Source organism: Streptomyces sp. NBC_00554 (assembly GCF_041431135.1).
Taxonomy (GTDB): Bacteria; Actinomycetota; Actinomycetes; order Streptomycetales; family Streptomycetaceae; genus Streptomyces.
Genome location: NZ_CP107799.1, coordinates 5,163,136 through 5,178,090, shown reverse-complemented (window position 1 = coordinate 5,178,090; position 14,955 = coordinate 5,163,136). Strand labels below are relative to the sequence as shown.

14 protein-coding genes are annotated in these 14,955 nt (G+C 71.4%); 9 read left to right on the top strand and 5 right to left on the bottom strand.

The features are described 5' to 3' along the window. Positions 1-160 precede the first annotated feature (160 nt). Entirely contained in the window at positions 161-1,150 is a 990-nt protein-coding gene (locus tag OG266_RS22685) for a DUF5926 family protein (protein ID WP_371548079.1), read from the top strand. Between the two features lie 233 nt (positions 1,151-1,383). Here OG266_RS22685 and OG266_RS22680 read toward each other — a convergent pair whose 3' ends face one another. Both OG266_RS22680 and OG266_RS22675 read right to left on the bottom strand, forming a co-directional pair. Continuing rightward, a complete protein-coding gene (locus tag OG266_RS22680) occupies positions 1,384-2,013 on the bottom strand; it encodes a hypothetical protein (RefSeq protein ID WP_266458651.1) in 630 nt (209 codons plus the stop codon). A 56-nt stretch (positions 2,014-2,069) separates the two neighbouring features. Next, a complete protein-coding gene (locus OG266_RS22675) occupies positions 2,070-2,735 on the bottom strand; it encodes a bifunctional DNA primase/polymerase (protein WP_266458648.1) in 666 nt (221 codons plus the stop codon). Between the two features lie 482 nt (positions 2,736-3,217). Between OG266_RS22675 and OG266_RS22670 the strand changes: the two genes are divergently transcribed. The 4 genes from OG266_RS22670 to OG266_RS22655 all read left to right on the top strand — a co-directional run bounded on the left by OG266_RS22670 (position 3,218) and on the right by OG266_RS22655 (position 9,208). Further along, entirely contained in the window at positions 3,218-4,738 is a 1,521-nt protein-coding gene (locus tag OG266_RS22670; protein WP_266458646.1) for a PP2C family protein-serine/threonine phosphatase, read from the top strand. 99 nt (positions 4,739-4,837) lie between these two features. Continuing rightward, entirely contained in the window at positions 4,838-6,298 is a 1,461-nt protein-coding gene (locus OG266_RS22665; RefSeq protein ID WP_266458644.1) for an aminopeptidase P family protein, read from the top strand. 102 nt (positions 6,299-6,400) lie between these two features. Then, positions 6,401-7,780 carry a PLP-dependent aminotransferase family protein gene (locus OG266_RS22660; RefSeq protein ID WP_371548076.1) on the top strand — a complete coding sequence of 460 codons (1,380 nt, stop codon included), beginning with the start codon at positions 6,401-6,403 and terminating at the stop codon, positions 7,778-7,780. A 186-nt stretch (positions 7,781-7,966) separates the two neighbouring features. Next, the gene (locus tag OG266_RS22655; RefSeq protein WP_371548074.1) at positions 7,967-9,208 is read left to right on the top strand and encodes an MFS transporter; all 1,242 of its coding nucleotides are present in this window, start codon (positions 7,967-7,969) and stop codon (positions 9,206-9,208) included. Here the strand turns inward: OG266_RS22655 and OG266_RS22650 are convergent. From OG266_RS22650 to OG266_RS22640, 3 genes are all read right to left on the bottom strand, one after another. After that, the gene (locus OG266_RS22650) at positions 9,183-10,022 is read right to left on the bottom strand and encodes a triphosphoribosyl-dephospho-CoA synthase (protein WP_371548073.1); all 840 of its coding nucleotides are present in this window, start codon (positions 10,020-10,022) and stop codon (positions 9,183-9,185) included. The genes OG266_RS22655 and OG266_RS22650 overlap by 26 nt on opposite strands. A gap of 9 nt (positions 10,023-10,031) precedes the next feature. Continuing rightward, a complete protein-coding gene (locus OG266_RS22645; RefSeq protein ID WP_329546679.1) occupies positions 10,032-10,988 on the bottom strand; it encodes an intradiol ring-cleavage dioxygenase in 957 nt (318 codons plus the stop codon). 134 nt (positions 10,989-11,122) lie between these two features. Further along, positions 11,123-11,623 carry an ATP-binding protein gene (locus OG266_RS22640; protein WP_266458631.1) on the bottom strand — a complete coding sequence of 167 codons (501 nt, stop codon included), beginning with the start codon at positions 11,621-11,623 and terminating at the stop codon, positions 11,123-11,125. Positions 11,624-11,949: 326 nt separating this feature from the next. Here OG266_RS22640 and OG266_RS22635 point away from each other — a divergent pair, with 326 nt between their 5' ends. From OG266_RS22635 to OG266_RS22620, 4 genes are all read left to right on the top strand, one after another. Further along, on the top strand, positions 11,950-12,780 hold the full coding sequence (locus tag OG266_RS22635) for a hypothetical protein (protein WP_266458629.1): 831 nt from the start codon (positions 11,950-11,952) through the stop codon (positions 12,778-12,780). Between the two features lie 193 nt (positions 12,781-12,973). After that, positions 12,974-13,723 (top strand): YcnI family protein, encoded by a 750-nt coding sequence (locus tag OG266_RS22630; RefSeq protein WP_371548070.1) that lies wholly within the window; start codon positions 12,974-12,976, stop codon positions 13,721-13,723. Between the two features lie 106 nt (positions 13,724-13,829). Continuing rightward, positions 13,830-14,483, top strand: coding sequence for an SCO family protein (locus OG266_RS22625; RefSeq protein WP_266458623.1), 654 nt, complete (start codon positions 13,830-13,832; stop codon positions 14,481-14,483). Beyond that, a complete protein-coding gene (locus tag OG266_RS22620) occupies positions 14,480-14,944 on the top strand; it encodes a copper chaperone PCu(A)C (RefSeq protein WP_371548068.1) in 465 nt (154 codons plus the stop codon). The genes OG266_RS22625 and OG266_RS22620 overlap by 4 nt, the downstream gene beginning before the upstream one ends. Positions 14,945-14,955: the final 11 nt, after the last annotated feature.

Here is a 14,955-nt window from a genome sequence, read left to right as displayed (position 1 = left end):
GCATGGATTGAGGTGTCTGCGACGCGGACAGGCGCATACGCATGCTGAAGCGCCGCTTCCGGGACGACTCGGTGCGTTGTCCACAGGGTCCCGTCAGCCCCCGTACAAACGGCTAGGCTCGCGCCCGTACGAGACGAGCCGTAACCGGGAGACAGCCACGATGGCCAAGAAGCGACCGCAGACGAAGGCCAAGCAGCCTCAGCTGAAAGATGGTGCCCGTGCCGGAGGCGCTGATGGACACTTCCCGGTTGTCGGCGCTCGCGAACCCTGCCCCTGCGGCAGTGGCCGCCGCTACAAGGCCTGTCACGGCCGGGCCGCCGCACACGCCGCGACCGAGCTGGTGCATCGCCCCTTCGAAGGCCTGGCGGGCGAGGGCGACTGGGTCGCGCTCCGCGAGCTGGTGCCCGCCGCGACCGTCGAGCTGAAGCTCAGGGAGAGCCTGCCGGAGGGCGTTCCCTCGGTCACGCTCGCCACCGTCCTGCCGATGGCGTGGCCCGCGCTGCGCCGCGACGACGGCTCGGTCCTGATCGGCCTGCAGAACGACACGGCCTCCGGCGACATCAGCCGCGACCTCGCCGACACCCTCCAGCGCGCGCTGGCCGCGAAGCCCGGCACCCCGGTCGAGGGCCGCCGCGCCCCGGCCGACGGTCCCCGACTCCAGGATCTCCTCGACCCCGAAGGCGCGTTCGAGCCAGTTGTGCACCCGGGTTTCGAGTTCTGGGTCCCGGACGCGGAGAACGCGACGCCGGAGGTGACCGCCTCCCTGGAGCGGGCCAACGCCGCCGCCATCCCGACCGTGAAGCTCTCCGGCGTCGATGCCGCCTACTGGTGCGAGACCCCCGACAAGAACCATCTGCGCTGGGTCATGCCCTACCCGGAGGAGCGGCTTCTGGACGCGCTCGCGCGGCTGCACGCTGCCGGGCAGTCGAGCCTCGGCGAGGGCACCCGCCTGGTCGGCTCCTTCCGTGCACACGGGCTCACCGTGCCCGTCTGGGACCTGCCGACAGGCGTCACGGCGGACGACATCGAGAAGCCGGCGGCCACCTTCGCCGAGCGCCTCACCACCGCCCTGGCCACGGACGCACCACTCACCACGGACGAGCGCAGGGCACGCGGCGGCCTCACCAACCGACAGGTGACGCTCAGCTGACGCACAGGAAGGGAAACTGACCGACCGGTCAGCTGGTCAGGACTCACCAGATGGGTGACTCCTGTCACAACTCCCCGTACTGACCGGTGAATTCGTGTCCGAATAGCCAAGACCGAATTTGCGAACCGCCGATCTCTTGTTACCGTTCGAGTAGCCCGGTTGCTGGTGCATCCCCCGTCGCCAGCAACCGGGTCTTTTCATGTGCGGAGTCCGGGACAGCGCCAACCGCCTTGTTACGGCGCCGAGTTGCTCCCCGACCGCAGCAGCAGCGGCCCGTCCTCGCCGCCCTTCGCGAACTCCGCGACCGCCGCGTACGCCCCCACATCCCCCGTCGTACGCCCCCTCGGCGTCTCGCACGCCCCGGGGTCGTCCTCCGCGCCCACCGCGCAGCGCATCAGCACCGTGCGGCCCCCCGGTTCCATGAGGCTCAGTACGGAACTCAGCTCGTCACCGGTCGCGTTGCGGTAGTACGTACGCGCCCAGGTCTCCTCACCCTGCGTCAGGACGCAGGTCTGCGCCTCGATGCCGTCGGGCGAGGAGAGTTCGGGGCCGCAGCGGGCGGCGGTGGCGAGACCGAGGCCGAGCAGCAGGGGCGACCGCGCGGGGTCGGCGGCAGGCCCCTTGTCGTTGCCGTCCTCCGAGTCCGCGGAGTCTGTGGAGTCTGCGGAGCCCGCGGAATGTCCCGCGCCGTCGGAGAGTCCGGCGTCTTCGGAGTGTTGGGAGTGCCCGGAGTCCTGAGAGCGCCCGGACGCACGTACATCCGCGGGATCCGCATCTCCGACGGGTCCCGCGGATGCCACGGCCAGTGGAAGTGCCACCGTGACCGCCACTACGCCCGCGAGTGCGAGCAGGCGAAGGTTCATGAGGCTGAAGATAACGACCGTGGGCGGGCGCCCGGTTCGCCGCGCGCCCGACACCCCTACAACTCGGGCGCGCTCACACCCGTACGAGTGAGGGCCTCGACCACCGCGTCCACCACGGCCTCCACATCGGGCACCCAGGGCGCGGCCGAGCCGGGCAGTGGTGCGCGTTCCCAGCGGATCTGGCCCTGCCCCGTCTCCGACGGAGGCAGCGCGATGTAGCCGCCCTCTCCGTGGAAGCGGAGCGAGCCGGGGACGTAGTCCTTGGCGTACAGCAGCTCGCCGAGCTGCTCCAGGGAGTACGGCGCGACGAGGATCGCCCATCGCGTGGGAGCCGCGACGACCGGGCCCAGGCGCATGCCCTGGCGGTCGAGGGCGGCGAGCGCGCGGGCCGCCGCGAGGGCGGGCAGGCTCACCGCGCAGGGGGCCTGCTCGCCGGTGGCCAGCACGATCGGTGCCGTCGGCCGGTTGGTCCACCACCAGCGCACCATGCGCTCGTCGGTGGTGGCCGCGAGGAGGCCGGGGTCGAAGGGGTGGGCGCCGGGCACCGTGCATTCCGGGTCGGGGCATCCGCAGCGGGCGCGCCCCTGCGGGTCCGATGCCACACCCGGGAGTACGGGCCACTGCCATTCGGTCGCGAAGGTCAGGGCGGACTTGAGCATCTCAGGCCTCCCGTTGTTTCGCCTGGACAGGAGCCTGCGTCGCCTTCCGAGGATCTCGCGCATGAGCGCTCGTTCCTTTCCGTTGCACGCCTGGCAACACTGTGGACCACTCACATCATGTGTCGATCACTTCACCGTGCGTACCTGCTGGCGCATCACACCCTTGCTGGAAACAAGGGGAACCCCTATGGGCCGAGCCTTGGGCTGCGTCCGCGTCCATACTGCGTGTGCCTAAAGCATGGGCATGGCGTGGGGTGGCGGCGCCTGGCGTTTTGCCGTCCCGTGTACTTCTAGCCGCCTCCGCCACGGGAGGATGGGGCACGGTCGTCGGTGGTTAAGACGCCCGGGTCCGTCGCCAGGTTCCGGGCGAATCGCAACCACCCCTGGCCTTCACCGAGTACGTACCCATCACAACCGCTGTGACGCTCCGTCGAACTAGGCCAGTCGACCTCAACAAGCCGTTACCCGAGTCAGTTTTAGGCCAACTTTACTTTCGCGCAAGGGTTACCGCCGGTCTCACGGACACCAGGAATCCCGGCAGGACAATGCTGGACATCCCCTCACGAGTGCGTGTACATGTGGAGACACTGCTTGCGGCGCAGAACGACATGGGGGTTTGCGATGCTATTGAGCAATACGCACCGGTCGGAAAGCCGGACGCCATGAGCGCCCCTCACCTTCCGAAAGTGGCTGGAATCGACTCCACGGTTCCCTCGCCCGCACACACTGTCGCGCCGACGTCCGCTGTCACGGTTACCCCTTCGGCCACCTCTTCCACCGGCCCCGGGGCCGATCTCCAAGATCGTCTCGCGGGACTGGTCTCCGATCTGACCACGCTCCACGAGCTCACCGAGCGCCTGGCGCGCACCGCGACACTGAGCGACGCACTCGAGGAGCTGCTGCGCGCCGGAGCCGCCCTGGTGGGCGCCCGGCGCGGTCTCGTCGTCATGGAACCGGGCGACGGACTCGGCCCCGACACCACGATCGGCCTGGGCCTCGCGCGGGCCGATCTCGGCCACATCGAGACGATTCCGCGCAGCTGCATGGCGTACGGGAAGCTCCTCGACACGGCGGCCGGACTGCCCGGCGGCGAGGCGGAGATCACCCAGCCCGACCTGTTCTCCGAGGACGGTCTCGACCCCCGCCACCGCGAGGTGGCCGCACAGCTCGGCTATGCCGCGAGCTACGCGCTGCCCCTGTCCACGGACGCCGCGGGCCGCCTGGGCGCCGCCGTATGGCTCTACGACGAGCCCGCCGAACCGGTCGAGCGCCAGCGCCACCTCATCGGCCGGTACGCCCGGCACGCGACCGAGCACCTGGCACGGCTGCTGGAACTGGAGCGCACGCGCGCGTGCCTCGCGACGGTCTCCGAGGAGCTGCTTCCCTCACGGCTGCCCCGGGTCTCCGGCGTCCAGCTGGCTGCCCGGCACCGCACCGGTCCGCGCGGCGGCGGCGACTGGTACGACGCGCTGCCGCTGCCCGACGCCGCGCTCGGCCTCGCGGTCGGCTCCGTCACCGGGTCCGGGCCCAGCGCGATGGCCGCGATGGGCCGGCTGAGAGCGTCCCTGCGGGCGTACGCGGTCATGGAGGGCGAGGACCCCGTCGCCGTCCTCTCCGACCTCGAACTGCTGATGCGGCTCACCGAGCCGGCCCGCTCCGCGACCGCTCTCTTCGCGTACTGCGAGCCCGCGCTGCGCAAGATCACGCTCGCCGGGGCCGGACACAGCCCGCCCCTGGTGATCGGCCCGCGGCGCACGGAGTTCGTGGAGACCTCCCTGTCGGCGCCCCTGGGCATGCTCGCCTGCTGGGAGGCGCCGAGCGTCGAGCTGACCGCCGAACCCGGGGAGACCGTCCTCCTGTACACGGACGGCTTGCTGCACCGCACCGGCGACCCCATGGACCGCGCCTTCGCGCGGCTGCACGCGGCGGCGGCGAGCGTTCCGAAGACGGTGCGCGACGATCCCGGCGCGCTCGCCGATCACGTACTACGGAGTGTGCTGCCGGACGGGCTGGACTCGGCGGACTCCGAGGAGGACGTCGTACTCCTGGCGGCGCGCTTCGAGTGAGTGGCCACGCGCCCCGCGTAACAGGTCTTCCGGCTCTGGACCCCCTTCAGTACGACCGTACGATGGTGGGGGTCCAAAGTCGTATCTAGGAGGCAGACCGTGGCGGACGAGCTCAATCCGGAGACCCCGGACGAGACTCCCGAAGAGCCGATCAAGCAGCGCAAGAACGGCCTGTACCCGGGCGTGTCCGACGAGCTGGCCGAGAGCATGAAGTCCGGCTGGGCCGACACGGAGCTGCACGGCCTGGAGCCGATCGCGCAGGCCGAGTACACCGCCACCCGGCGTGCCGCGCTCTCCGCGCGCTTCCCGGGCGAGCGCCTGGTGGTTCCCGCGGGCAACCTGAAGACCCGCTCGAACGACACCGAGTACCCCTTCCGCGCCTCGGTCGAGTACGCGTATCTCACCGGCAACCTGACCGAGGACGGCGTCCTGGTCCTGGAGCCGACCACTGACGGGCACAAGGCGACCATTTACCTGCTGCCGCGCTCCGACCGTGAGAACGGCGAGTTCTGGCTCAGCGGCCAGGGCGAGCTGTGGGTCGGCCGCCGCCACTCCCTGACGGAGGCCGGGCAGCTGTACGGCATCCCCGCCTCGGACGTCCGCGAGCTCGCCGACGCGCTGCGCGAGGCCACCGGTCCGGTCCGGGTCGTACGCGGCTACGACGCCGGCGTCGAGGCGGCGCTCACCGACAAGGTGACCGCCGAGCGCGACGAGGAGCTGCGGGTCTTCCTGTCGGAGGCCCGGCTGGTGAAGGACGAGTTCGAGGCCGGTGAGCTCCAGAAGGCCGTCGACTCGACCGTGCGTGGCTTCGAGGACGTCGTGAAGGTCCTCGACAAGGCCGAGGCGACCAGCGAGCGCTACATCGAGGGCACCTTCTTCCTGCGCGCGCGGGTCGAGGGCAACGACATCGGGTACGGCTCGATCTGCGCCTCCGGGCCGCACGCGTGCACGCTGCACTGGGTGCGCAACGACGGTCCGGTCCGCTCCGGCGACCTGCTCCTGCTGGACGCCGGCGTCGAGACGCACACGCTCTACACCGCCGACGTCACGCGCACGCTGCCCGTCAACGGCACGTACACGGAGATCCAGAAGAAGATCTACGACGCCGTGTACGAGGCCCAGGAGGCCGGTATCGCGGCCGTGCAGCCGGGCGCCAAGTACCGCGACTTCCACGACGCCGCGCAGCGCGTGCTGGCCGAGAAGCTCGTCGAGTGGGGCCTCGTCGAGGGCCCGGTCGAGCGCGTCCTGGAGCTGGGCCTCCAGCGCCGCTGGACCCTGCACGGCACCGGCCACATGCTCGGCATGGACGTCCACGACTGCGCGGCCGCGCGGACCGAGACGTATGTGCAGGGCACGCTGGAACCGGGCATGTGCCTGACCGTCGAGCCCGGCCTGTACTTCCAGGCGGACGACCTGACGGTGCCGGAGGAGTACCGCGGCATCGGGGTGCGCATCGAGGACGACATCCTGGTGACCGAGGACGGGAACCGGAACCTGTCGGACGGGCTGCCGCGGCGCTCCGACGAGGTCGAGGCGTGGATGGCCGCCCTGAAGGGCTGAAGGGGTTCCCTGAGACAGTGCTTTTCAGGGGCTGATACGAGATTGATGGCCGGGTACCTCTTGCGGTGCCCGGCCATTCACGTGCCTAGGGGGCGGCTTTTCGTGGATGACTTCTGGTCCGGTGTCGGTGTGGACCTGCATCTGGAGCCCGATGCGGGCGCGGGGCGCAGAACGGGGCTCGAACGGGCGCTGCGTGACGCCGTGCGCGACGGGCGGCTCGCGCCGGGCACCCGGCTGCCCGCGACCCGGCGGCTCGCGGCCGAGCTGGGCGTTTCCCGGGGGACGGCGAAGGCGGCGTACGACCAGCTGATCGCCGAGGGGTACCTGACCGCCCGGCAGGGTTCGGGCACCGACGTGGCGGCGCTGCCCCTGGACGGGGTGTCGGCGGCTGCCGGGGCTCCACGCGCGCGTGCACCTCTTTTCGATCTGCGCCCCGGCAGCCCGGACGTCGGAACGTTCCCGGCGGCGGCCTGGCTGCGGGCGCTGCGGCGCGCGATCGCGACGGCGCCCTCCTTGGCGTACGACTACGGCGATCCGCGCGGCCGCATCGAGCTGCGGACGGCGTTGTCCGGGTACTTGGGCCGGGCCCGGGGCGTGCTCGCGCCGCCCGAGCGGATCGTGATCACCTCGGGGTACGTGCAGGGGCTCGCGCTCCTCGCGCGCGTGCTGGACGGCGGGACGGTCGCCATGGAGGACCCCGGGCTGCCGTTCCACCGGGACGTGGTGCGGCGGGGCGGCGGGAGAGTGGTGCCGCTGCCGGTCGACGAACGTGGCGCCTGTGCGGGTCAGTTGGCCTCCGTCAAGGCGGACGCGGTCGTCGTCACGCCCGCGCACCAGTATCCGACCGGCGTCACGCTGCACCCCGAGCGGCGGCGGGCGCTCACCGACTGGGCACGCGAGCGTGGCGGGCTGATCGTCGAGGACGACTACGACGGGGAGTTCCGCTACGACAGGCAGCCGGTCGGCGCCCTCCAGGGGATGGCACCGGGGCAGGTCGCGTACCTGGGCACGGCCTCCAAGACGCTCGGGCCCGCGCTGCGCCTGGGCTGGATGGTGCTGCCACCGCACCTGGTCGACGCGGTGGCCGACGCCAAGCTGCACAGCGACCATCACACCGAGTCCATCGGGCAGTTGGCCCTCGCCGAGATGATCAACAGCCACGCGTACGACCGGCACGTACGCGCGTGCCGTCTGCGGTACCGCCGACGCAGGGACCAGCTCCTCGGCCGGCTGGGGGCGCGGCAGAGCGTACGAGGGATCGCGGCGGGACTGCACGCGCTGGTGGAAGTGCCGGACGAGGCCGAGACCTTGGCGCGAGCGGCGGAGGAAGGGCTCGCGGTCGGGCATCTCGGGGAGCACTGGCACACGCCGGGCGACGGCGGCCGGACGCAGGGGCTGGTCGTCGGGTACGGGACGCCGAGGGAGCGGGTTTATCCAGAGGCGTTGGAGGCGTTGGGGCGGGTGCTGGGGGGGGGCAGCTGATGCCTTCTCCGGGGGCCTTGGCACCGGCTGACGGCCTCCCCGGAGGGCCATGAGACCGGCCGACGGCCTCACCGGAGGGGTCTTGAGACCCGTTGACGGCCTCTCCGACGGCGTCTGAATTGGGCCACGAATTGGCGCTCTGATTGGGCCTGTTGAGGGACCCACTGCGCTTCTAATGTCGGCCTCATGACGAACTCACTCGTCCCGCCCGCGGGTCCGCAGCGTGTCCTGGCCCTGGCCCAGTTGGCCAACTCCGTCGGCGACGGCGCCTACTACGTGACGTCGGCGCTGTACTTCACGCATGTCGTCGGTCTCGCTCCCGGGCGGGTGGGGCTGGGGCTGACCGTGGCGTGGGCGGTCGGTTCGCTGGTGGGTGTGCCATTGGGGCGGTTGGCCGACCGGCGGGGGCCGCGCGGCACGGCGGTGCTGCTCGCCCTGGCGACCGCGGCGGCGGTGGCATCCTTCCTCGTCGTACGCGGCTTCCTCCCCTTCGTGCTCGCGGCGTGCGCGTACGCGTCCGCGCAGTCGGGGCTGGCGGCGGCCCGGCAGGCGCTCCTTGCGGGGCTGGTCCCGGCCGGGGAGCGGACCGGGCTGCTCGCGCATCTGCAGTCGACGCTCAACGCCGGTCTGGCGGTGGGGGCGGGCCTCGGCGGGCTCGCGCTGCACGCCGGGACGCGCGCCGCGTACCTCGGGGTGTTCGCGCTGGACGCGGTGAGCTTCCTGCTGTGCGCGGCCCTGATGCTGCGGCTGCCGTCAGTGGCTCCCGTGTCGGCCGTCGTACGGCGGAGTCACGGCCTCGGCGTTCTGCGCGACCGCCCCTATGTGCTGGTCACGTTCCTCAACACCGTGCTGCTGCTGCGGATGCCGCTGCTCAGCCTCGGCATCCCGCTGTGGATCACCGAGCGGACCGAGGCGCCCGCCTGGCTGGTCTCCGCGCTGTTCGTGCTCAACACGGGCGCGGTGATGGTCTTCCAGGTACGGATGGCCCGCGGCGTCACGGGCCTGGCGTCCGCCACACGCGCGGTACGCCGGTCCGGGCTCGTCATGCTGGCGTCCTGCACGGTCTTCGCCCTGTCGTCCGGTGTCTCGCCGTGGGTCGCGGTGGGTGTGCTGGTGGCGGGCGCGGTGCTTCAGGTCGTCGCCGAGATGCAGCAGTCCGCGGGTTCCTGGCAGCTGGCCTTCGACCTCGCACCGGCCGACCGCATGGGCGAGTACCAGGGCTTCTTCGGCACCGGCGTCACGGTGGCCCGCACGATGGGCCCGCTCGTCCTGACCGCGCTGCTGGTGGGCTGGGGAACGCCGGGTTGGCTGTTGCTCGGCGCTGTGATGCTGGCGGCCTCGTACGCGATGGGACCGGCGACACGATGGGCCACCGCCACCGCCGGCCCTTCGAAGGAGCCCGTCAGGCGGCCCGTACCGGTGAACTGACCACGACCGGCAGCGAGTCCACGAACAGGGCCCCCGCGAGCAGCCCTCCGCTGCCACGGGGGCTCCACGCGCGCGCGTGGAGGTCGTCGTCGAGGGCGGACAGGGCCTGACGGCCCGCCTCCGTGGACGTACCGCCCGCTTCGAGGACTCCGCGGGCGCCCGCCTGGACATGGCGGAGGCCGTGCGGTCCCGCCGTGTAGAGCAACTCGGTGTCCTGGAGGGTGGACATGACGGTGAGGAGGGCGTCGAGCCGGGCGTACGGCTCGGGGGCGCCCGCCGAGCGGGCGGTGCCGAGGGCGGCCAACGCCCGCCGTACGTGCGGGAATCCGGCGCGGGCCTCGCCGCGCGCCCCGGCGGCGCCGTACTTCGCCGAGACGGACGACCCCCGGGAGGGCCGCCGCGGTGCCCGCCGGTCGGTGTGTGCCGCGATCCGCTTGGCGGTCGCGGCGACGTCGCTCCCGGTGGCGCGGGGTTCGAGGGCCGCGGCGGCGACCAGCAGCCCGAGCGTCCACATGGCGCCGCGGTGTCCGCCGCCCGCCAGGGCCACCGAGTGCTCGGTGGACCGGCCGATCGCGCCCAGCTCCGTACGGAGTTCGGGCGAGGGCCCGCCGATGCGGCGTGCGGCGGCCGCCATGGCCGCGAGGCCGGGCGCCAGCGCCTTGGCCGACCAGCGCAGGGCACAGTGGTCCTGGCGGGTGGCCCGGGCGTCGAGATCGCGCGGGTCGGGCAGTCCGGGCTTGGGAGCCAGCTCCAGCTGCCAGGTCAGCGCGGCCACGGCGGCCCGCGCGAGCGTCTCGTCCTCGCGGCGGCTCATGCGCGCACCCTACGAGGAAGCCGAGGCGGACGGGGAGGCACTGTCACTCGGGGCGTCGCTCGGCGGCGTACCGGTCGGCGCGTCGCCCGGCGCACCGCTGGGGGGCGTACCACCGCCGCCGCTGCCCGCGCCGGTGCTCTCGGCGTCGGGGTCGATGCCCAGGACGATGGACCCCTTGTAGCCCTTGGACGGGTCCTTCTTGTGCACCGCCTTCAGGGTCAGCAGACCGCCGGCGGCGCCGTTGTCCTCGTAGACCATGTCGTCGGCGAGCTTGGTGTAGCTGCCGCTGTGCTGGGAGTACGGCTCCAGGGCGAAGATCTCCGCGGCGATGTCGTCGTCGAAGAACAGCTGGCCGGTGAAGTTCACCGTGCCGCCCTCATAGGTGCCGTCCTCCTTCTCGCCGCCGGTGTGCACCTTGACGTGGATGTGGCAGGTGCGCGGCGTGTACCAGCCGGGGAAGATCGTCTCGAACTTGACGACCCCGTTGGCGTTGGCGACCTGGTACCCGCGCAGATACGTCTTGTCGTTGGCGGTGGAGCCGTCCTCGCTCTCGGCGGGGGCCGAGCCGCCGGGGTTGGCGGTGGTGTAGCCGGAGTAGTAGCCCCAGGCGTCGCAGTGCCAGATCTCCACCGCGGCGCCGGCGACCGGGGCGCAGGAGTCGGTGGTGTCCTGAACGGTGATGCGCAGGGTCAGCGGGACGCCGCTCTTGCCCTCGGTGATGTCCTTCCGCACCAGGGCGCCGTCCAGGTAGTACGGCCCCTCCGTGACGCTGGACATCAGCACGCACTGGCCGCTCGTGGAGCTCGCCGAGGCCGAGGCGGACGCGCCGGCCTCGGTGGTGGTCGTTTCGTCGGCGAACGCCGCCTGGTATCCGGCGAAGGCGATTCCGCCTGCCGCGACCGTGCCTCCGGTCACCGCGATCGCGCGGCGCCGGGTGATCGACTTCTCTTTGTGGCTTCCCGTCATGCTGGGAAAATTAGGGGCGCCACCCGTCAAGCACATGGGGCGGGGCTGTCAGTTGGCTATGTGCTCTGAGAAAGCTGAAGCCGACCGCCGAGGCCGAACTGTCACCAGGGCGGGCGTTCACCGAGGTCACCGGGCTACACCGCGATCAGCGGCGCGTCCTTCTTCCACTTCAGGATCTTGTCGAAGCTCACCACCGCGCCGCCCCGTCCCGGCTTGTTGCCGATCTGGACGTGGTCCGCGAGTTCCTGGATCAGACACAGACCCCGGCCGTGCTCGGCGTCGCTGTGGGCCGGGACCGGGCGGAGCAGGGTGCGGGTGACGCGCCCCGGCCCGAGGTCGGGGGCGGGCGGGAGGCCGGGGTCCGGCGGGAAGCCCGGGCCGGAATCGGCGACTTCGATGCGGCATTTCTCGCCGTCGAGATAGGCGGTCACGCGGTAGGCCTCCGAAGAGCCGCCGTGCGCGGTGCCCCCGCCGTGCTCGACTGCGTTGGCGCAGGCCTCGCTGAGGGCGACGGAGAGGTCGAAGGAGACGTCGGGGTCGACACCCGCTGTCTCCATGGTGCCGAGCAGCAGGCGTCTGGCGAGCGGAACGCTCGCAGCTTCACGCCGCAAATGGAGTGACCACCAGATGCTCATGCTCCAGCCTCCCGGCCGCGGCTCGACATACCGTTACGTATTGCCGCAACCACGCGTGCGCAATCGCCCACTTGACGTGATGCCGCCCATACGGCGGATGCGCGGGTGACAGGAATCGGTGTATGTGCGGGGCGATGACCGACGTCCGCGCAGGCGGCAGGGTCTGCGCCAGGTGCGTACCGCCGCCTTCCGGGCCGTACACAATCGTGCGAACCTCCGCCTTCCGGGGCCGTACACAATCGTGCGGATCTGCCGTAGGGAACGGGTGAGGATCTCGCGGACCTGCCGTAGGGGGCGGTTGAGGCCAGTGCGATGATGAGCCCGCCATGACTGCCCCCCACAAGCGCACGGCGCGCTCCGGATGCGATCTCCGGATGCTCCGGGCCGCGGTGTTCGCCGCGGTCTGCGTCGTGCTGGCCGCGGCCGGTCATGTGCTCGCCTCCTCCGTCACGGTCCCCCTGTGGACGCTCGGAGCGGGGTTCCTCACGGTCTTCGCGGTCGCCGCGCCGCTGGCGGGACGTGAGCGTTCGCTGCCGGGCATCGCGGCGGTCCTGGCGACCGGCCAGACCGTCCTGCACACGCTGTTCGGACTCGGCCAGCACGGCGGTACGACGATGGGGGCGACCACCGCGTCGGCCACCGGGTCGGGCATGGCCGACGCCTCGCTCGTCGAGCGCGCCGCGCGCCTGGTGTGCGGCGCGACCGCGGCGGCGATCAGCCCCGCGCAGGCCCAGAAGATCCTCGCCGAGGCGCGGATCGACACGAGCATGGCGCAGTCCATGCACCACCCCGCTGACTCCATGTCGGCCACCGCAGGCTCCTCGATGTCGGTGCTGCCGTCCGTGCCGATGCTGGTCTGCCACCTCCTCGCGGCCGTCGCCGCCGGATGGGTGCTGCGCCGCGGTGACATGGCGCTGCTGCGTCTCATCCGGCTGTCCGCGCACGGGGTCGCCGAGGGGGCGCTCGTACGCTCCCTGCGCGCCGCGCTCGCACTCGTACGCGCCCTGCGTGCGGGACTTCCGGGTACGCCCGGCGCGGCGCCGCGCACCCCGCGCCCCGTGCTGCTCGCGCCACCGAAGCCCCGTACCACCGCGCTTCAGCACACCGTGATCCGGCGCGGACCGCCGTACTCCACCTCGCTCGTCCTCGCTGCCTGACGCGACGCACCACTCCACCGAGGGGCTGCCGTCGTGCGGCACGCGCGCGTGCCCGCGTTTTGGATCGGTGCCCCCAAGGGGCGCCCCATGGGCGGTTTTCCGCACGCGCATCGCGCATCACGCATCACGCGCGCCCCTACTCACCGGATCCCATCCGATGTCATCGGACTCGAAGTGTGGAGTGCTCCCTGTCATGAAGATTTCCCGTATCGCCGCCACCGGTGCCGTGGCCGCCTCGGCCGTCCTCGTCCTGTCGGGCCCCGCGTTCGCGCACGTCAGCGTGCAGCCGGAGGGCGAGGCCGCCAAGGGCGGTTACGCCACGGTCGACTTCAAGGTCCCGAACGAACGCGACGACGCCTCGACCACCAAGCTCGAGGTCAACTTCCCGACCGACCACCCGCTCGCCTCCGTCATGCCGGAGCCGGTCGCCGGCTGGACCGCCAAGGTCACCAAGTCCACGCTGGACAAGCCGCTCGAACTGCACGGCGAGACGATCTCCGAAGCCGTCACCAAGGTCACCTGGACCGCGACCGGCAAGGGCATCCAGCCGGGCTTCTTCCAGAAGTTCCCGCTCTCCATCGGCGCGCTCCCCGAGGACGCCGACGAACTCGTCTTCAAGGCGATCCAGACGTACGACAACAAGGAGGTCGTCCGCTGGATCGAGGAGCAGAAGGAGGGCGAGGAGGAGCCCGAGAACCCCGCTCCGGTGCTCGCGCTCAGCGCGGCGACCGAGGAGGGCCACCACGGAGCCACCGGCACCGCCACCCCCTCGGACGACGCCTCAAACGCGTCTGCGGAGCAGGCGGCGGCCACCGAGGTCACCTCCGCGTCCACCGACAGCAGTGACACCACCGCCCGCGTGCTCGGCGTCGTCGGCATCGTCGTCGGCGTGGCGGGCGTGGCGTACGGCGTGCTCGCCGGCCGCCGGCGCACCAACGCCTGAGGTCCATCGCACTCTCGGTGCGCGCCGGAGGTCGTGCGGCATCGCCGTACCGGCCGTCGTACGACCCCGGTGCGCACCGGAGCACTCACATCTGGGACATTTTTGTATGCGCAAGAAGACGTATGCCGTGGCCGCCCTGTTCGCCGCCGCCGCTCTGACCCTCTCCGCCTGCGGCAGCGGCGAGGACAGCAACAAGCCGGTCGCCGACGTGTCGGCCGAGGCCGGCTCTGACAAGGCCGCGACGGTTCTCGACCAGCCGTTCGAGAAGCCGGACCTCGTACTCACCGACGCGAAGGGCAAGAAGTACGACCTCCGCGCGGAGACCAAGGGCGTCCCGACGCTGATCTACTTCGGCTACACCCACTGCCCCGACGTCTGCCCGCTGACGATGAACAACCTCGCCGTCGCCAAGAAGGCGCTGCCCAAGGCCGAGCAGGACAAGCTCCGCGTCGTGTTCGTCACCACCGACCCCGACCGCGACACCCCTGCCGCGCTCGGCAAGTGGCTCAAGGGCATCGACTCCGACTTCGTCGGTCTGACCGGCGACTTCGCCACGATCCAGGCCGGCGCCCGCACCCTGGGCATCTCCATCGAGCCGACGTCGAAGGACAAGAACGGCAAGCTCGTCTCCGTGCACGGCACCCAGGTCATCGCGTTCTCGCCGAAGACCGACGGGGGCTATGTGCTCTACGGCGAGGACGCCACCGTCGACGACTACATCAAGGACCTCCCCAAGCTCATCAAGGGGCAGAACCCGTGAGGCGTCGTCGGACGGGAGCCGCCGTACTGGCCGTCGCGGCCCTGGCACTCGCGGGGTGCGGCGCGGACAGTTCCGCCAGCACCTCGGCAGAGCCCGACCTGAAGGTCACCGGTGCCTACATGCCCGCCCCGAGCATGGACACCATGGCGGCCGGCTTCTTCACCGTCACCAACTCCGGCGGCGCCGACACCCTGACCTCGGTCACCAGCGACCTCTCGGACGACGTCACCCTGCACGCCACCAAGGGCGGCGCGATGGAGGAGAAGACGTCTTTCGCCGTGCCCGCCGACGGCACACTCGACTTTGCGAGCGGCGGCAACCACGTCATGTTCGAAAACCTCACCCACCAGCCGAAGCAGGGCGAGAAGGTGGCAGTGGAACTGCACTTCGCCAAGTCCGGCACGGTGAAGGTCTCCATGCCGGTGAAGTCCGCGACGTACAACCCGAAGACCGGGCACTGAGGGAGGGATCA